The 17,529-nt window shown below is 46.1% G+C and carries 25 protein-coding genes; 15 read left to right on the forward strand and 10 right to left on the reverse strand.

Annotated elements, in window-relative coordinates:
* The first annotated feature begins 19 nt into the window (after positions 1 to 19).
* From ACHHV8_RS33330 to ACHHV8_RS33385, 13 genes are all read left to right on the forward strand, one after another.
* Positions 20 to 409, forward strand: a complete 390-nt coding sequence (locus tag ACHHV8_RS33330) for a phage tail assembly chaperone (protein WP_395163774.1) — start codon at positions 20 to 22, stop codon at positions 407 to 409.
* A gap of 179 nt (positions 410 to 588) precedes the next feature.
* Positions 589 to 2,472, forward strand: coding sequence for a tape measure protein (locus ACHHV8_RS33335; RefSeq protein ID WP_395164298.1), 1,884 nt, complete (start codon positions 589 to 591; stop codon positions 2,470 to 2,472).
* Complete coding sequence (locus ACHHV8_RS33340; RefSeq protein ID WP_395163775.1) at positions 2,469 to 3,113, forward strand: LysM peptidoglycan-binding domain-containing protein; 645 nt, start codon at positions 2,469 to 2,471, stop codon at positions 3,111 to 3,113. Before ACHHV8_RS33335 ends, ACHHV8_RS33340 begins: the two co-directional genes overlap by 4 nt.
* A gap of 42 nt (positions 3,114 to 3,155) precedes the next feature.
* Positions 3,156 to 4,166: an XkdQ/YqbQ family protein gene (locus tag ACHHV8_RS33345; RefSeq protein ID WP_395163776.1), complete on the forward strand. Its 1,011-nt coding sequence runs from the start codon at positions 3,156 to 3,158 to the stop codon at positions 4,164 to 4,166.
* A gap of 16 nt (positions 4,167 to 4,182) precedes the next feature.
* Positions 4,183 to 4,569: a DUF2577 domain-containing protein gene (locus ACHHV8_RS33350; RefSeq protein ID WP_395163777.1), complete on the forward strand. Its 387-nt coding sequence runs from the start codon at positions 4,183 to 4,185 to the stop codon at positions 4,567 to 4,569.
* On the forward strand, positions 4,559 to 4,969 hold the full coding sequence (locus ACHHV8_RS33355; RefSeq protein WP_395163778.1) for a DUF2634 domain-containing protein: 411 nt from the start codon (positions 4,559 to 4,561) through the stop codon (positions 4,967 to 4,969). Before ACHHV8_RS33350 ends, ACHHV8_RS33355 begins: the two co-directional genes overlap by 11 nt.
* Complete coding sequence (locus ACHHV8_RS36870; protein ID WP_483874902.1) at positions 4,969 to 5,502, forward strand: baseplate J/gp47 family protein; 534 nt, start codon at positions 4,969 to 4,971, stop codon at positions 5,500 to 5,502. The genes ACHHV8_RS33355 and ACHHV8_RS36870 overlap by 1 nt, the downstream gene beginning before the upstream one ends.
* Before the next feature lie 83 nt (positions 5,503 to 5,585).
* Complete coding sequence (locus ACHHV8_RS36875; RefSeq protein WP_483874904.1) at positions 5,586 to 6,017, forward strand: hypothetical protein; 432 nt, start codon at positions 5,586 to 5,588, stop codon at positions 6,015 to 6,017.
* Complete coding sequence (locus tag ACHHV8_RS33365; protein ID WP_395163779.1) at positions 6,017 to 6,586, forward strand: YmfQ family protein; 570 nt, start codon at positions 6,017 to 6,019, stop codon at positions 6,584 to 6,586. Before ACHHV8_RS36875 ends, ACHHV8_RS33365 begins: the two co-directional genes overlap by 1 nt.
* A 264-nt stretch (positions 6,587 to 6,850) precedes the next feature.
* A complete protein-coding gene (locus ACHHV8_RS33370) occupies positions 6,851 to 8,824 on the forward strand; it encodes a DNRLRE domain-containing protein (RefSeq protein ID WP_395163780.1) in 1,974 nt (657 codons plus the stop codon).
* Between the two features lie 269 nt (positions 8,825 to 9,093).
* A complete protein-coding gene (locus ACHHV8_RS33375) occupies positions 9,094 to 9,324 on the forward strand; it encodes a BhlA/UviB family holin-like peptide (protein WP_395164299.1) in 231 nt (76 codons plus the stop codon).
* A 5-nt stretch (positions 9,325 to 9,329) separates the two neighbouring features.
* Positions 9,330 to 9,557, forward strand: coding sequence for a hypothetical protein (locus tag ACHHV8_RS33380; protein WP_395163781.1), 228 nt, complete (start codon positions 9,330 to 9,332; stop codon positions 9,555 to 9,557).
* Positions 9,557 to 10,303 (forward strand): peptidoglycan recognition protein family protein, encoded by a 747-nt coding sequence (locus ACHHV8_RS33385; RefSeq protein ID WP_395163782.1) that lies wholly within the window; start codon positions 9,557 to 9,559, stop codon positions 10,301 to 10,303. The genes ACHHV8_RS33380 and ACHHV8_RS33385 overlap by 1 nt, the downstream gene beginning before the upstream one ends.
* Positions 10,304 to 10,725: 422 nt before the next feature.
* On the opposite strand, the gene ACHHV8_RS33390 is transcribed toward ACHHV8_RS33385, so the two are convergent.
* Both ACHHV8_RS33390 and ACHHV8_RS33395 read right to left on the reverse strand, forming a co-directional pair.
* Positions 10,726 to 11,280: a hypothetical protein gene (locus tag ACHHV8_RS33390; RefSeq protein WP_395163783.1), complete on the reverse strand. Its 555-nt coding sequence runs from the start codon at positions 11,278 to 11,280 to the stop codon at positions 10,726 to 10,728.
* Positions 11,281 to 11,348: 68 nt separating this feature from the next.
* Entirely contained in the window at positions 11,349 to 11,633 is a 285-nt protein-coding gene (locus ACHHV8_RS33395; protein ID WP_395163784.1) for a YolD-like family protein, read from the reverse strand.
* Between the two features lie 206 nt (positions 11,634 to 11,839).
* Here ACHHV8_RS33395 and ACHHV8_RS33400 point away from each other — a divergent pair, with 206 nt between their 5' ends.
* Entirely contained in the window at positions 11,840 to 12,193 is a 354-nt protein-coding gene (locus tag ACHHV8_RS33400; protein ID WP_395163785.1) for a YolD-like family protein, read from the forward strand.
* Between the two features lie 223 nt (positions 12,194 to 12,416).
* On the forward strand, positions 12,417 to 12,608 hold the full coding sequence (locus ACHHV8_RS33405) for a YqaE/Pmp3 family membrane protein (protein ID WP_395163786.1): 192 nt from the start codon (positions 12,417 to 12,419) through the stop codon (positions 12,606 to 12,608).
* A gap of 74 nt (positions 12,609 to 12,682) precedes the next feature.
* Here the strand turns inward: ACHHV8_RS33405 and ACHHV8_RS33410 are convergent, their stop codons facing one another.
* The 8 genes from ACHHV8_RS33410 to ACHHV8_RS33445 all read right to left on the reverse strand — a co-directional run bounded on the left by ACHHV8_RS33410 (position 12,683) and on the right by ACHHV8_RS33445 (position 17,056).
* On the reverse strand, positions 12,683 to 13,126 hold the full coding sequence (locus ACHHV8_RS33410; protein ID WP_395163787.1) for a hypothetical protein: 444 nt from the start codon (positions 13,124 to 13,126) through the stop codon (positions 12,683 to 12,685).
* Positions 13,127 to 13,158: 32 nt separating this feature from the next.
* Positions 13,159 to 13,389: a helix-turn-helix domain-containing protein gene (locus ACHHV8_RS33415; protein WP_395163788.1), complete on the reverse strand. Its 231-nt coding sequence runs from the start codon at positions 13,387 to 13,389 to the stop codon at positions 13,159 to 13,161.
* Between the two features lie 624 nt (positions 13,390 to 14,013).
* The gene (locus ACHHV8_RS33420) at positions 14,014 to 14,751 is read right to left on the reverse strand and encodes a C1 family peptidase (RefSeq protein ID WP_395163789.1); all 738 of its coding nucleotides are present in this window, start codon (positions 14,749 to 14,751) and stop codon (positions 14,014 to 14,016) included.
* Positions 14,752 to 14,767: 16 nt separating this feature from the next.
* Positions 14,768 to 15,457 carry a glucosaminidase domain-containing protein gene (locus tag ACHHV8_RS33425; protein WP_395163790.1) on the reverse strand — a complete coding sequence of 230 codons (690 nt, stop codon included), beginning with the start codon at positions 15,455 to 15,457 and terminating at the stop codon, positions 14,768 to 14,770.
* The gene (locus tag ACHHV8_RS33430; protein ID WP_395163791.1) at positions 15,454 to 15,684 is read right to left on the reverse strand and encodes a hypothetical protein; all 231 of its coding nucleotides are present in this window, start codon (positions 15,682 to 15,684) and stop codon (positions 15,454 to 15,456) included. Before ACHHV8_RS33430 ends, ACHHV8_RS33425 begins: the two co-directional genes overlap by 4 nt.
* Positions 15,685 to 15,689: 5 nt before the next feature.
* The gene (locus tag ACHHV8_RS33435; RefSeq protein ID WP_395163792.1) at positions 15,690 to 16,184 is read right to left on the reverse strand and encodes a phage holin family protein; all 495 of its coding nucleotides are present in this window, start codon (positions 16,182 to 16,184) and stop codon (positions 15,690 to 15,692) included.
* 66 nt (positions 16,185 to 16,250) lie between these two features.
* A complete protein-coding gene (locus ACHHV8_RS33440) occupies positions 16,251 to 16,523 on the reverse strand; it encodes a hypothetical protein (protein ID WP_395163793.1) in 273 nt (90 codons plus the stop codon).
* The gene (locus ACHHV8_RS33445; protein ID WP_395163794.1) at positions 16,523 to 17,056 is read right to left on the reverse strand and encodes a hypothetical protein; all 534 of its coding nucleotides are present in this window, start codon (positions 17,054 to 17,056) and stop codon (positions 16,523 to 16,525) included. The genes ACHHV8_RS33440 and ACHHV8_RS33445 overlap by 1 nt, the downstream gene beginning before the upstream one ends.
* Positions 17,057 to 17,529: the final 473 nt, after the last annotated feature.

The raw sequence follows: 17,529 nt of genomic DNA on the forward strand, positions 1-17,529 counted from the left end.
ATCTTTGGAGGATGATTATATGGATGCTCTACAGGCTTTTCTGACCGCTGATTTGCATATTGAGAAGGAGCTCCCTTTGCGCCGCCTGAACACGAAGCTGCGGATTCAAGCCATCGATTCCAATACGCTGGACAAAGCGCGGGAGCAGGCGACCTTCTATACGGGGAGCGGGAAAGCCCGCGACCGCGAGGTCGATAACGAGAAGTTCAAAGCCATTCTCATTACCCAAATGGTGACGAATGTCGATTTTGCTAATGCCGAGCTGATGAAAAAGCATCATGCCATCAACGCGGTAGATTGCGTGCGTAAAGCTCTGCTTCCCGGCGAGATCGAGCGGATTGTTAATGAAGGGCTGGCTCTCTCCGGCTTCGGCGATGCCGACGAAACGGTCGACGAGCTAAAAAACTGATCCGGTCAGGCGGTGTGCCGTTCCTGGCTCATGTGATTTTCCAGCGACACCACATCCCGCCTGACGAATTTTATGCGAAGCCTTACGCATCACGGATGGCTATGCTCGCTTCCACCCTGGTTCAGCTTGAGGATGAAGAAAAGGCGGCACAACGAGGAGGTGACAGGTAATTGGATAATGTGAAGGTTATCATTCAGCTTGAAGACAAGTTTAGCGATAAAATGCGGAAAATAACAAAGGAGCTCATTACATTTACCCGCGTTGTTACGCTATCCTCATCAGCTATCAAAAAATTAACGTTGTATAGTACTGCCGCATCAGCGTCTTTTACTGTATTGAACTTTTCTGCCAAAAGTGCGTTCAACTCCATTCGAAAAGGAAGCGCTTCGGCTTCCTCTAAAATTCTCCAGTTAACAGCCCAAACGGCCCTGTTAGGGTTTGCCGCTAAAAGGGCTTCTTCTGCATTTAATGGTATGTCTTCCTCTAAAGGAACCTCGGCTTCGGCTTCATCCGCCGATAAGGACGAAGGGTCTCTTTTGACAAAGGTAGGCGGCGCTGCAGCCAAGTCCCTCTATACTGTAAGCAAAGCCGCCCTCCAGCTTTCTTCCGATGCAGAACAAGCTAACGTTGCCTTTGAAACCTTGCTAGGCAGTAGTGATAAGGCCAAAGAGTTTAGCAGCCAGCTTGCCGCTTTTTCCAATAAGTCTCCGTTTGAGCTTCCTGAAATTAGAGAGGCATCCAAAAAGCTTCTAGCCTACGGTATAGCTGCGGATAGCGTAGTTCCCATGCTTACTGCCGTTGGGAATGCCACGACCGGTCTGGGCTTGGGGAGTGAAGGCTTTGATGAAATTGCCTCCTCACTTGGAAAAATGAAAATGGAGGGTAAAGTCAGCTCGGAAGAAATGGACAAGCTTGTGGAGTCAGGCATTCCTGCCTGGGAAATCTTATCAAAAAAAATCAAGGTAAGCACGGATGATTTGAAAGAAATGGCAGAAGCCGGTACTCTTCCAGCAGATCAAGCGTTAAAGGATCTTACGGAGGGCATGAATACCCGGTTTCCAGAAGCTATGGCCAAGCAAGGCCATACGCTGGAAGGATTATTCAACCAGCTGAAAAAAACCTTTGAGAACGGCCTACTCCAAAAATGGGGCGACGGCATTTCCATGGCGATTCAACCGAAGCTGGAGCAGCTGCTTGCCTGGATTACTCAAAATAGCTCCACCCTGGATCAATGGGGACAGATGCTGCAGGGAGCCGCCTTTTCGGCAGCAGATGCTATTTTAAATGCTTTTCAGTACGCTTTTAATTATGTTAAATCGCAGTATCTGAGTAATCCCGAATTTATGAACCTCTCGATACCGGCAAAAATTGCATTTATTCTCGATGATCTCCTCACCCATTTTAACACTTGGTTACAATCCGGAGGGCAGCAGCAAATTTCTTCCGTAACGGAATCGCTTACGACCTCTCTGGTCAATGGAGTCCAGACCATAGCGAAACCGTTATTTCCAGTTGCACTTGAAATCGGTTATAGTCTCGCCAGCGGGATTATTGAAGGACTTGAAAAGACGATTGCAGAGCATCCTCTCTTAATGACTTTAATCGGAGGTGTCAAAGGAGCCCAGATGGGAGCTGCCCTTGGACCTTGGGGAGCTCTGATTGGAGGTGCGTTAGGTGCCGGCACCGGTATAATTGCCAGCTACGCTGCAAAAAACTCCCTTGAAAAGAAAGAGTTAGAGCGCAGCCAAAACGGCACTACTGTACCTACAAAAAACTCCAGCGGAACTCCAAGTTCAATGGTCCCTTGGAATGCAAATGCCTTCTCCGGACCGGAATTTTCCCACGCAGGAGGACTTGACCGCGTCCCCTACAACGGTTATCATGCCCTTCTTCATAAGGATGAACGGGTTCAGACCAAAGCCGAAGCCGATGCTTGGCGAAGTGGTTCTCCCGCCTCTCCAATCCAATTCACCTTCCACTATCACGGAGAGCGAATGGGAGAAAGCGATATCGACAATATGCTGGGGATCTTCGTCAGGAAAATGGAGGCGTTGAACGGATGAGCACATTAGCCATATGGCTTTCGTTTAATAACGAGGCGGAACAGCTGCAAATCCCCGTAAATCCGGAAACGGTCAAAGTGACTACCACCCACGGCTATGAAGATATCGATGTTGCCCAGCTTGGCGAGTATACGTTTATAGGCAATGAAAAGCTGCGCGAATATACGTTTTCCTCGTTTTTTCCGAGGGACTATGATCTATCCTACTGTAATTCCTTGACGGAACCTCGAGCTCCATGGGAAATCGTGAAGCAAATCGAAACGTGGATGTCTGCCCGGCAGCCCCTTCGGCTCAAAGTAACTCCCGTTTCAGCGGAGAACGCCTCGCTCCCTCCATTTATCGATGTCCCTGTAACTATCCGTTCTTTTTCCTACGAGGAGCGCGCCGGTCATATCGGGGATCTTTTTTATGATTTGACTTTGAAGGAATACCGGTTTATTGAATTCAAAAGGCTCGTTAAAGCCTCTGACGGCAGCGTCCTGCTGCCAGAAGATGCGCCGCGTCCGGAGCAGCTGGCCCGGCCCGAAACGTATGAGGTGCGGGGCGGAGATACACTTTGGCATATCGCCAAAAAAACGCTAGGCTCAGGCGACCAGTGGCGCAGCCTCTACGAACTCAATCAAGACCTGCTGGGTCACTGACCCGAACCTCATTTATCCCGGGCAAACGTTGGTGATCCCTCAATGAATATTCAAGTTGTTTATAATAACGAAATGTACCTGGACCCTATTGTTAATTCGATTACTTGGTCAGGAGATATAACCCAAGCTTTTCGCAAGCTGGATGTCACCCTCACGAATACAATTAACGGCAAGGAACAAGCCGTCGATCTTCAACTCGGGAAGGAGCTCCGGCTGCTGGATAATGATAATGAGCTGTTCCGCGGCATCATTTTTCAACATACAATCGACGCCAAGGGCAAAATGTCCGTGACCGCCTTTGACGAGAACATTTATTTAACCAAAAACACGGATTCCCGAAAATTTATTTCCATGACCGCCTCTTCCATTCTTCGTGAATTGTGCGGCCAATTCAATATCCCTGTCGGGGAGATTGCGGACACCGAATACGTTATTCCCAAGCTGATTCTGCGGGATAAAACCATCTGGGACATGATCGTTACGGCGCTAACCGAAACGCGCAAACAAACCGGCCGCCGCTTTTTGTTGTCTGCCAGAAAGGGTGCGGTTCAATTGACCGAGCGCGGAAGCAAGATCACGGATTGGGTGCTTGAGGATACGACAAACCTGCTCACGGCGTCCTACTCCCTGTCCATTGAAGAACTGCGGACCAAAATTAAAGTCATCGGCGGCGACGAGGACAAAAATCCGCTCGAAGCTTATGCAGAGAATACTGAGCTTATTGCAAAATACGGATTGCTGCAGCATTTGGAGCGTGCGCCATCCGACCTTAATCTTTCACAAATCGAGCAGCTAGCCGCTCAGTTAGCTGACGAGCACGGAAAAATAAAGGATGACGCCAGTGTAGAAGCCATTGGGAATGTAGAAGTGATCTCCGGAAGCGCCGTTTATGTGAAGGATGCGCTCACTCGGATTGTTGGGGCCTTTTATGTGAATAGCGATTCCCATACATTCGAGAACGGAACTCATAAGATGAGCTTGACCATCTCCGGCGATGAGAACCTGCCCCAATTAGCTTACGAGCAGCCCGGCGAATCCGCTCCATCCCGATAGAGAGGAGGCCATCTCCATGATAGAAGGGTCCAACATCAGCAAGTTCGTTCAATTGATCAAACAAATCGGTTATAACGACTTCGACCGCTTTGAGCTGGCTACGATCCTCTCCCCGCCCCCAGGTCTTCGTATCCAAGTGGACCATATGAAGATCGAACTGGATGGGACAGATGTCGTTATGGCCGAGCACCTGACTGAATATGAGCGAAAAGTAACTTTCAAGAGTGCAGCCGCCTCCTCATCGAATGAAGATTCGGGCACCTCCTCCCCCATTCCAGATGGAGATCTGCTGCTTTCTTTCAAATCCCCGCTGCAGGCTGGAGACCGTGTTATCGTCGCTTCGGCCAATGCCGGACAAACCTATGTCATTTTAGACAAGGCGGTGAGTTCTTTTGGCACTTAGTCCCTTAAACAGCACGGAAGCGCGTGCCATACGCATTAACAAAATAACCAAACCATCAAAAACCTATGCGCTCGATTTGGAGACCGGTACGATGGACGGCGTTATCGATGGCCTGGATGCTATCAAGCAGTTTATTCGTAAGGCGATAGCTACGCCTCGCTATAGGTTTATGATCTATGACGGCCAGTATGGCTGTGAGCTGGATTCTTTTATCGGGCAGGACATGCCCCTTGCACTCCTACGATCCAACATTCCGAGAATCATCCGAGAGGCTCTTATCTACGATGATCGTATCCGGGATGTGCACAGCTTCGAAATCCGCCTGGAGGAACAATCACTGTATGTATCATTCGCTGTATCCACCGAACTCGGAACGATCAGCCAGGAGGTAACCATTTAATGGCGTATGAATCACAAACCCAAACTGCAATTTTGCAAAGAATGCTCGATGCGTCTCCCCCGACTATCGATAAACGGCAAGGAAGCGTAACTTACGATCTCCTTTCCCCTGCCTCCATCGAGCTAGCCATGGCCTATATCGAACTGGAACAAGTGCTTAAGCTTGGTTTCGCTGATACTTCCTACGGTATCTATTTAGACTTGCGCTGTAAAGAAATGGGGCTTTCCCGAAAACAAGCAACGAAAGCTGTAGGAGAAGTGACCTTCTCTGGACCGCAAGGCACGCTGCTGGCCAAAGGTACAGAAATTTCGACGGGCGGTAATTACCCGGTGTATTTTAATACTACCGCTGACTGCCTCCTTGGCAGCACGCCTGTCACGGTTACAGCGGAAGCTAAAACCGGCGGTGCCAATGGGAATGTGACCATCGGTGCAATCAAGCTGCTGCTCGGCCCCTACAGCGGGATCGTTTCAGTGAATAATGCTGCGACCTTTAATGGCGGGGTCGATTTGGAATCGACCAGGATCTTTTAAACCGATATTATGAAAAAGTACGCCGGCCGGCGACCTCCGGCAACGCGAATCAATACCGTCAATGGGCGCTTGAGATTTCCGGTATTTCCGACGCCAAAGTATACCCGCTCTGGAATGGCAACGGGACAGTCAAAATCGCCCTGCTTGATACAAACAAGCGCGCTCCGCTGCCTAACAAAGTGGAAGAAGTGCGTCAGTTTATTACCTCTGTCGCACCGATTGGCGCGGATGTAACCGTTGTGCCTGCTACTGAAGTTCCTATTCATATTAGCGCAGCCTATACTTTAAAAACCGGAACTAGTCTAGACAATGCCCGCCAACAAATCGCCGAGGGCTTAGCCGCTTATTTAAAAACGCTTGCTTTCTCCGATCCTATTGTTCGCTATACCCAAATCGCCAATGTGATCCTGGGCACAGACGCCATTGTGGATTATACCGATCTGCTTGTGAATGGCGGGACAGCGAATTTGACTATTGATCAAGATAGTGTGGCCGTGATGGGGACGGTGACCTGATGAGGGATTATGAGATAATTGGTAAAGGGGTAACCGACTATATTCCTATTTACTATCGCGATTCCCCATTAGTTCGTAACCTTCTTGATCGTGAAGCCGTTGAACTCAGTCATCTAAACGAAAATATATCCTCTTTAATTGACCAATTGTTTGTAGAAACAGCGACATGGGGGCTGTCCTATTGGGAGAACGTGCTCCGTATCCCATCTGACAGCTCGAAGCCTTTTGACCAACGCCGTTCTGTTATTAAATCCCGTCTGCGTGGTACCGGTACAGTTACCGTTGAGCTTATCGAAAATGTAGCTGAATCCTACTCAAACGGCACGGTTAGCGTTATTGAAGATATACCTAACTACACGATTGTCATTAAATTTATTAGCACACGAGGAGTACCTGCCAACCTTGGAGATATCTATAATGCTTTACGGGAAATTGTCCCTGCACATTTAGCCGTACATTTTGAATTTAGTTATCTGACTTGGGGTGAGTTAGATGACGACTTATTCACATGGGATGCTATGGATGCTCTTGGGTTATCGTGGGACGAATTGGAAGTTTACCGATCGTAATACAGGAAATGAGGGGATTCTATGCCAGATGTTACGCCTAGACTTGGAATGAAAAAACCGTTAGGCAATGAAAATGTAACACGAGCTGCCTATAACGAGAATTTGGATATTATAGATGCGAATGCTGCCAGTAAATCAGAGGTTGCCCTAGTTCGGACTGATAGCACAAAATCGCTTATCGTTGAGGTCCGAACGTCCGATCCTGTAAATCCAGTTCTCGGACAGCTCTGGCTGAGAAGCGATTTGTAGGAGGGGGGGATTTGAATGAGCACTACTGCGATAATAACAAGTTCAAGATCTGGTTATGTACGTTCTAATAATCCGAACACTTCTATAGCAAGCACAGCGGTATATGCTACTTGGAACACCGGTACGGGGTACTACGAATATGGATACTACCTATTTGATATATCTTTTATACCAGCCGGTTCTATTATTAACAATGCTTATTTAACCCTAACATCTTATAACTCAGGAAGTACATCCACGGATACTATACAGGTATTTAAAAGTACATCTGCATGGGCAAGTGGACCTTTAATCTATAACACGCGTCCAAGTGTGGAGGGTAGTCCCTTTCAGACTTTTACGGGGATAACAAAAACGTCTAGTCTTGTAATTTCAATGACTTCAGTTATCCAATCCTGGGTAAATGGAGCCGTTAACGGTGGTATTATGCTTGCCAATGCAACAGCTGGTGGTTCTAAGTCGTGGTGTGCCGAGGGTGTTGGTGACGTCAATTCACGACCTAAACTAACTATTGACTACACTGTTAATACCGCTCCGAATGCCCCAATTCTTGGGTTTACGGACGGTCAAGTACTCAATACACGCAAACCAACCATAACCTGGACATTCAGCGATTCGGACAGCGGAGACTCCCAAAGCCAGTATTTTGTCGAAGTCATTAACGGCTCTTATTCCGCTCCCTTATGGAACAGCGGTTGGATTGCCAATGCAAACGCAAGAAGCTACACGTTGCCTGCAGGTGCTATCCCATCAGACGGCCAATGTTATATCCGGATGAAAGTTACGGACAGTCAAGGCGCAGTTAACCAATCCAACGGTAACGGTCCTGATACGAGCTTCGGAAACCGACGACTTATTATTGATACCGTCGCCCCTACAATCGCCAGCGTTTCCACTCAGCAGTTTAACAAAAATGCAAACACAACCACTAGAGTTTGGGCATACGGATTATCTGATACTACCTCAGGAGTTAGCTATGTGACCGTATTCCTCGTTAGACCTGATGGATCCTACTATCAGACGAATAACGGAATCAACGCCGGAAACGGAAACTGGTATATTGACGTTACTTGGAATAACGATGTTCAAGGAAACTGGGGTGTTGATTTCCGTGGGGTCGATGCTGCAGGAAATACGGGAAATATGGCACGTGCTAATGTGTATGTGGATTCAACTTCTCCAACGATTGCAAGCGTCCAAGGCTACAGCTATACCAATCAAACTACAGGAACACGACGTGTCTGGGCCTACGGGGTTACCGATAATGGTTCAGGAATCAATCAAGTGCTATGCAACTATACGGTTCCAGGAAAATCAACAGTAAGTAGTGTAAATTGTACTGCTTCAGGCTCTGACTTTTTCATTGACATACCACTTTCCGTCCAAGGTGAATACAGGGTTGAATTTTATTGTATAGACAGAGCAGGAAACTGGATGAGTAATCCAAACAGTAAAACCGCTTCTTTTTTCGTAGATAGTCAACGCCCCAATGATCCCGATCCTAATGTATCCTATGGGACCACGACTGCCCTCTTTTCATGGAAATCCTTCTCAGACCCGTCTCCATCTTCAGGCTATGATAAAACTTACATGTATCTTGGAGAATGGAACGGTTCGGGTTGGGTTGGAACTCCGCTTTATAACGGAACAAGCATCGGTAATGTGCTGACTCTTGCCGTAAACGGCTTAAAGCAAGGCGCCCGATATCGTTACACCGTCACACAATATGATAAATCCGGTAACGAAAGCTCTTACACCTATAAGGAGTTTGTTACTAAAAGAAAAATCGGAGAATACCGAATTCAAAAATCAGGACAACTTCTATCTTTACCAGTTTATGACCCAAATTCCGGAATTAACGGTCCTAAGACTTTACGGACATCAGTTACTGCCGGCATCGGATGTTTAGAACTTGTACCTGTCAACGATCCTAATGCGTCACCAATCCGTTTAGTTACTTCCCAAGGAGTTAAAGCTATTTCAAAATGATTTTAAGCTAGTATAAGCTTAATGATAAAATGGTGCGAAGATGGTTACTGCTGTCACCTTCTTCGCCTGATTCTTCACCGATAATTTCCTCATAAACAGACATCGGCCGAAGTTTAACCAAACTAACGATCAAACAATGAATCGAAACCAGTCCATTTCTTCCTCCTCCTTGCACTCGATTTGTTTATTAAATGTATCTGAAGGCCGATCCTAATAGCTACTTAAATTCATTCAGATAAAATGAGCTCTAATTAAAGGAGGCAAAGATTATCGAAAATCTTGATGCTCTCTCCTACTTCTTAACACAAGGTCCTTTCGCCGTCTTATTTGTCTGGCTCCTCTTTTCTTCCCACAAAGAATCACGCAATCGCGAGCAGGCTCTAATTAACGAAAGCCGTGAACGCGAGGGCAAGCTCCATGACATTCTCGATAAGTTTAGTGATAAGTATGACGTTATCATTACGGAAATTCGCGATATGAAAATCCGTATTAAGGAGTGAATCGAATGGAGAATGACGTTCTAACGTTAGCCGCGCTCGTAGCTGCATATGTTGGGGTGGCAAAAGGATTCGGAATCAAGGAAAAATGGACGCATATCGCATCACTCTTCTTCGCAGCCGTCTTCATATTAGTACCTGAAGAAGCCCAAGCTCTTATTATAAAAATTAGTATTATCGGACTAACAGCCTCAGGTGCATATCAATACGTCAAAAAACGGAGTGATAATGCCTAATGACATTCAAACAAAAGTTCAATATTACCCCTCGCTATTTAACTGAAAACACTTCGAGACGCCCTTCACTCCCAGTGAATACCGTTCGTTTTATTGTTGCACATGACACAGGAAATCCAGGTTCTAGTGCAGCTGCAAATGTCAGCTACTATGAACGTTCATGTAACGATATGGAAGCAAGCGCCCACCTCTTTGTCGACGATACGGACATCATCGAATGTGTTCCGTTTCTAACTGGTCCTGCCGAAAAAGCATGGCATGTAATTTACAATACTCCAATCGATAATGAACTTTTTGGAGTAGATGCTAACGACTGCGCAGGCGGTATTGAATTATGTTATGGTGGAAATATTGACTTGAAGACGGCCTATAAGCGCTACGTCTGGGTAACTGCATATTCCTGTTGGCGTTATGGACTCAATCCCGTATCGGACATAACCGGCCACTATATTCTGGATCCCAAACGAAAAGTTGATCCAAAAAACGCTTTTAATCTGCTCAGTAAGACATTCGAGGATTTTATTGCGGATGTTATTGCGGAATATACGGAATGTTTAGCGCCTCACGAGAACGAAATAATTAAAGATAAGGGCCTAGATAAAGGCGTAGCCGTAACAATCCTGAATACTTGGCTTAAGCCGTCATGGTACGCGGCTAATGAGACCGGTAATAAAAATCAGGCTGACTATATCCATTGGTTAGCTGATAAGATCCGAGAAGGCAGCGGATTAGAGCCAGATAATTAATGCTAACCTTAAATATCGCCTCTCGCCTGAGTAGGCTAGTCTCATCTACTGAATGAGTTTCGCATTAGTTTAACATCTGATAAAATCAACGCTTTTATAACATAAGAGCGGCGTTTCAATCGTTCCGCTACTACCGCTTTAGTACTTTCACATCTAAATTATTTACAATAAAAAATCCCCTTACGATTAACTTCGTAAGAGGATTTCATAATAGACACTTCAGTTACAAATCATTTATTTCGTACTCTATAGCCATTGTCACGTTCTGACAATAATTAATGCTAATAAACGTCCCAGGAGGACGTACAAAATACTCAAAAAATCGCGTTACATCAACGTTTCACAAAACCCAAGTGTAAAATATGTGTAAAACGAACCCCGACTTAATAGTCGGGGTTCAATTGGTGTATATTCAAAGCAGCTTACCTAAGTTGCATTGTTGCCTGCAAATCACTTAAATAGATCATCTTCACTCGATCATCGTTATCATTCAAAACAGTTGAAAAAAATAAATGATCCTTCTGTGATTCTAATTTAATCTTTTCAATAGATGATGCATCTATAAACTTTTTTCCTATTAAGTCGTAAACATAGTCCACGGACCGGGGGCTTTTTTCACGAACTATAGGATATTTTTCACCATATAATTTTAATATGCTATCTTTTAAATCACCAACCTTTGCTCCTCGTACAGTGCTGTAACTTTTCTCTGATTTCTCAACAAGCAGTATCATCACAACCTTCTGATCCCGGTACATAACTTTGACACCATTATCATAATCTAACCAAAAGTTCTCTTTGGTTCCTGTACCTAGTGTTTTTTCAGCATCTGTCTTATCCATCCCATAACAAACCATCGCTTTGTTCCCTAAAGATTCAATGCAAAGGTCATCTTTAGTGAATACAGTCGTATCGCTCCCTTCTCCGCATGCCACTAAACCAAAGCAGAAAGTTAGTAAAATCAATAGATTTTTCATTTTTACACCCCGTAAATCAGTATATAGTTACCATTCGTCAAATCCTCCAAAAAAAATAAACCCTGGACTTATCCCCCAGGGCTTTCTATTTTCATGATATCCATAAAAGATACCTTAGTTATAATTCCGTGCCGCTGAATATGGACTTTACCTGTACGAGAGTCCATTTCGGTGATCAATCCGCGAACCTGCTCTTCCCAACCCCAGACGGTCAATAAAACCTCCGCGTCTTCCTGCTTTGCCTCTGCCAGCTGGTTAGCTAATTCCTCCAGCACAAACTCATCCCGCGTTGGGCGTTTTGTTGCATACTTTTTGCTTGGCTTAGGCACTCCAATAGTTCCAACTGTCATCATACCCACCAACCTTTTCCTTTTGTGGAACATGTGTTCGTATATAGTCTAAGCGAACGATATACAACCGCGCAATAGGGAATAAGTCCTATCCGGTGTTTTTCTTAATCTAAATTCTCAATCGCTTGGGATTTTGGATTTTCGGCTTGAAATTTTATTTGGCGTCACTTAAAATAGGAACAAATGTTCTGTTTTGGAGGGGTTTCACTGTGAAAAATAAGGAGACCAAGTTATCGAACGGAAGCAATAAACTTTTTGAAGGTAGCCGGTTTATTATGCCACAGCATCGAGAGGCGGCAGTGATAGCGGCCAGGGAAGAGCTACGTCAATCCAGGCCCCTATTCGATGAACAACGGATCCAGGATTTGAGCTATGCGATTAATGAAGCAATAAATGAACGTTCACAGGTTAACATATCGATTTTTGGAGAGTTTGGTAATACGGAAGAACAGGGGTGGATCTCTCGAATCGACCAACTGAAGCATCAGATTCGGCTCGAAACAGGAGATAGGGATTTTGAGTGGATCAAGCTGGAGGACATTGTAGATATTCAAGTAAGATAAACTTTACCCCTATATGATGACCGGTTGCAGACTTCATCCCCTGCCGCCCGAGACGTGGTTCTCCTCCCTCCCCGACGGAGGATAGCATACGGATAGCCTCGCCATTGAGAACTGGGCGAATACAAAAAAGAGGAGATTAAAGAGGACTAAACGATCGACAAAGCTCGCTGGATTGATTTAAAATATGAAAGAACCAAGTTAATCCAATTCAGGGGGAGTTTACATGCGTTACCTTTTATGTTTTCTAGTTCCGCCACTTGCCATTTTGCTTTGTGGGAAGCCTGGTAAGGCACTGCTGAATCTTGTGCTTTGGTGTTGCTTGATTATTCCTGGTATTGTTCACGCACTTCTCGTTGTTAAAGAGCATAAAGACGATAAACGTTTTGCTCGGCTTGAGAAGGCGATGAGGCAGTAAGCTTTAAGGAGAAGCCCCTCGATTAAGAATTGAGGGGCTTTTATATTTTTCTAATGTAGTACTTTAATTTCTTTCTACAACGCCAGCTCAACTACACTACGATCGCGGCGAATCTCTAACGCCTGAATAAATAATTTATACACTTCGTCACCAGCGTTTCCAAGCCACCCCATCAAATCAAAATAGTGTTGGCTACCGGTGTACAATTCTGCTGCAGCTCGCACTAAGCCGCGGTATGAGCTGGATAGCTGCCCGACGATTTCTGATTCTAGGTGCTTACCATTTTCATCATCGTCGTCACCCCCGGTCCACTCGCCCCAGTACCATCCAATCGGACCATCGCAATTATTCCAGTTGATTTTTACGTAAATCTCTGGATGGGCAGCTACATAGCAGGCAGCCGCATACTCCGGGTTTTTATGAGCCGTGAAGCGTTCCAAAAGTGCTTTAAAGTTAGCTAAGTGCGTTTCGGAAGAAAACCAAATGTTGCCCAATGTCATGCCATGATAGTTTCCCATGAATATAAAATCCTCCTACTTGAGTTTAAAAACTACTCTTCCCGCGGCCCAAATTTTTCTCGAAGGATTAGAGCTTGCTTCCTTCTTTCTTCTACGTCGGTCCGGAGAAAGAGGCGCGTGGATCCGACCTCTTTCACCGGCAATAACTTCTTACTTTTTATTAAAGCAGACAGGTTTTGCTTGTTAATGTCCAGGATCTCCAGCGTTTCCGCCACAGTTAAAACTTCGCTTTGGATAAGCTTAACTAATTCATCTCGCTTCATTTTGTATCACCCTAATTTAGCTAATGTTATCCCTAGCGCGATAAGGCTGATCACCATCGATGCGACGCTAATGATCATGGTAGCTTTTTGTGTGTTCATTGTGCTACTCCCTTCATATCGTGATATACTAAGGAAGAGAACGATAAGAAGCGAACACGGGCCGGCCGTTGAGATTAACTGGCCCGTGTGCCCATCACCGCTCCCCTAGTGGGAGAGCGTGATGATGAGGTTGATGATCGATGTTAGCAAACTGACGATGGCTGTGACGAGCGGTATCAGTTTACTAAAATCTTGCTTCTTTTTCTTTCTCTTTTTTTTCTTCATTCTTGTTCTCACCTCCTATTAATAATATACCATACCACTAGACTTTTGTCTAGTGTTTATGTGGATTTATTTGGTATTAACCCAAATATATGAAATAAATTTTCCTGTTTTTTGAACATATATCTGAAGAGAGCCGAGGAAAAAGGATGCCCGAAGATATGGCTCCAAAGCCTCTCCAGGTACTGGCCAGCGGCCCCATCTGGTATAGGTACCAAATTAAAAACTATGCTAACTCTCGTAAATGAGCGAGAATGTAAAAATAGCCCCCTCTATCCCGAAGGATAAAGGGGGCCGCTCTGTTTATCGAGCTGTCCACATATCCTGAACATAGGCTGTGAAGTAATCTTTCGGAAGATAAAAATATCCTTTATCCCCCCAATTTACTCCCCAGCTATTCCGCATGATAGCATACAGAGAGCCGTTTATTTTCTTGTAGCCAACAACGAGAACCGCGTGAGAGCCTAAGTATTGTTCACCGTTTTTGGGCATCGGTACGACGCCAGTACGCCCCACAGCGGACGATTCGAAAGCACTGTATACATCCATGCCAGCGACAACGGGGAACCCCTCCGCAAGGCTTTGCTGAATGGCCTCGAAGGTCAAAACGCGTCGGTACTCCGTAATTTTATAATTCCCGGCATCGGCCTCTGCCTCGGCGCTCGGCGGATGCTTATAATCGGTGCGGCTGTACGGATAAAACGATTCGCGAGCGCATCCTTGGGTAGCAAGGATTTTCATGCCGTCACGGATGAAGGCCCCGCTGTCTTCATTTTCCCAACCGTGCAAAGCGCGTTCGTGCCAGTAAAGGTATAAACGGGAGAGATAGAAATAATAATTGTCCCTTCGCTTGTCCAAAAACTGTTTTAATCCCAAAATGGCATTTGCTGTGCAGGAGCCAAGCGAGCCCTGATCCATGATATCAGTATCCAAGGGACGCAGATCCACTTCCTCCGGCAGCTGCAGGGCGGTTGGTGCAGCCACCTTATAAATAAAATCGCGCTGATCGATCAGATCTATTTTTAATAAGTATTGTCGCATGTCGGTGTCCCTCCCCTTAAATTAACCCTTTTCGATACAATACGGTAAGCAATCTATAAAAATCGTAGCTGCCTCCATCGGGTTTCTCTATTAATTGAGCTTTGATAGCCTTTTTTACTGCTTCAGCTGCCCAATCGGGTACCGGCATACTAGCCTGTTTTTCCAAAACGTTTATTTTTTCGATATGCGCTTCGGCAGTTTTTAAGAGCGTCTGACACTGCCCTTGCAGATTTTCCACAAGAGATTCTAATTGCGTGACTTGTTCCTTCAACATTTCATCGTCCTCCTCTAAAATGAAGCCCTGACTCCAATTTCCCTTTAAAACGGAAATTAGGTTTGCGGCATAGTTCTTATCTGCTGCCCATCCGCAGGCCGCAATTTCTTGTATTTGCTCGATCTCCGTTTGCTTTTGGCAAACCCCTTTGTATCTTGAATTTCGTGAAATGAAGTCAATGTAACCTTCTACTGGGTCATCATATCGAACATAATATCCGCCCTCCTTGGCTGGCCGGGCGGTTCCCTTCATCGATTCCGGATACTGAGCCGTCCAGGTTTGGCCTGCAATGTTGTTATTCACAAGCAGATTGTTACTTGTAAATGCACCTGTTTCCAACTGCCATTGAGCCAAAATAACCGTAGGAAACCAGCCTACAAGAGCACTGGCTTCCTTTGCTTTGCTCCACCAATAATTTTTATCTACACTCATGGGGTACCTCCCGTTTTGTTTTTAGACAATTGGTAAGCCCCTGTTGCCGTCAAGCCGATCGTGCTGATCGCTACGATCTTGCTCTGAATCTCGGTCGGTACGAGGACAAGCACGGCAGCGATGGCCAGTGCGAGCAAGGAAGAGAATTTAGTGGACATGCCAAGCGACTTGGCTACGCCGACAAAGGCCGTAATGAGGGCGGCCAGCGACAACATATCTGTTTCCATGATTTCTACAACCCCTTTTGTTTTAAGGCTCTTTCTGCCTTTGCTTTAATTTCGGAGGACACGAAACTCACCACGGATTTGGGAATCCATCGCTCCCACCCGGCCCGGTAGGCGTTGGCCGTGGCACTTTCCCAACTGTGATGAATGAGCATGATCGTTATGGTGTAAAAAGCAAATCCAGGCTGAGATATCGCAAAAACCGTTAAAGCGACTTGGTCCAGCAGGTAGCCGATAAACGGCAGCCAGAGGAGCAGAACCGTCCGGAAGACACCGGATGTTCCATATTCGCTGGAGTACGATTCGTTTTTCTTCGCAGCTGCCGTACCCGTGATCCAATCGGCAGCGATGACGGAAATAAAAAGCACAAATACCCAAAACTTGCCGCTGCTCACAAGCTGGCCAAGTATGGGAGCAGCAATCGTGCCCATAAAACCGGCTGCAGCATTGGTCGGTTTGGCCAAGGAATCCAAACTGTAAAAAGCTTTAATAAATCGATTCATTTTTTTCTCTCCTTGCCTAACCGCAGGCATAAAAATAGGCCCCGCTAGGTACGGGGCCAGGGCTTGCTATTCTGCTGCTAAACTTGTCGGCCGGAACTGCGGATCGGCGTCTGTCTTAAGCTCCAGCGTTTCCTGGTGCTCTTCGGCTGTAAGCCAGCCATTTGCAAGGGCACGGTCGATATCGTCTACGTAATAGTTCTTAGCGGCATACGCCTTGACATGAGGGGTATATTCCTCCGGGATTCCAGTAAAGCTATCCCGCGCGGTATATCGCTGCTGTCCTGTCATGTTGATGTTCAAAGCGTAATTCGACACCCGAAAAGATAAAATAGTAGCCATTAGTCCAACACTCCTTTTTCCGCTAAATAGTCCACCAACGACATAAAATCCGCGCTGTTGGCTGCGTTTATGTCTTTTTGTACTGCAAGTTCCTGGCGTAACTGCACTGTTAACGCCAGGCTTTCGTCAAGTTGCTCCTGCAGCGATTTAGGAACCGGCTGATTTTTAAGCGCGTCAATTTCTTCCTGGGTCAAGCCTTCGATCCAAAAGGAAGGCTGTTCCAGTAGCGGCTCCTCGCCCCGGTCTTCTTCGGCTGTATTAAGCCAGGCTGCCATCTCTGCATTGTAGGCTTCCAGTGCTTCCTGGTAAGCTTCCCACGCTTCAAAATCAAAGCGCGGCTTATACAGCACAGCCTGGACGGGTACGGCCACCGTGTAACCGGTAATCTCCGGTTCGGGCAGCTCTGCTTCTTCTTGATCCATGCCCGCAGGCTCCGGCCGCGCATAGATCGGAAAGACGCCTGTCACATGATCTGCGACAAGCGTTACATCAGTCATATAGCCAGCAAGGTTTACTATAATTGCTTCTTTCATCGGGTCAGCAACTCCTTATTAGTCGGTTGAAAAACTTGTAGCTATAGAGAAATGGGTATTCGATCCAACAAGCGCATTTAATGCTCCAGAGGGGAATATAGTCATTGACCCATAAATATCTGTGGTTCCGTTATATGAATAAGCCGGGTAATCTAACTGTAAGGAGGGCTTATATCCGGCAGGTAATATAAAAACAGTTGAGTTCATCGGACCGTTCTTTACTGCGCCTCTCAATTCAACCGTACCGTCATTTAATTTTCGGTATGCAGGCTCCCTGCCAGGTACAACTACCCATCCATTAAGCAGCGTCGGCGTTATCCATTGCGGCTGCTCCTTCCCGGCCTTCTGGCTCTCCAGCACGCTGACACGGGTTAAGACGTCAGCCTGGCTGCGGGCCAGCGTATCGACCGTTGTTTTAAGATTGGCGCTGTACTCGCCGTCGATGGCTTGTACTGGTCCGGTTAGCAGGTATA

It is taken from the genome of Paenibacillus sp. TAB_01 (assembly GCF_043945595.1).
Taxonomy (GTDB): Bacteria; Bacillota; Bacilli; order Paenibacillales; family NBRC-103111; genus Paenibacillus_S.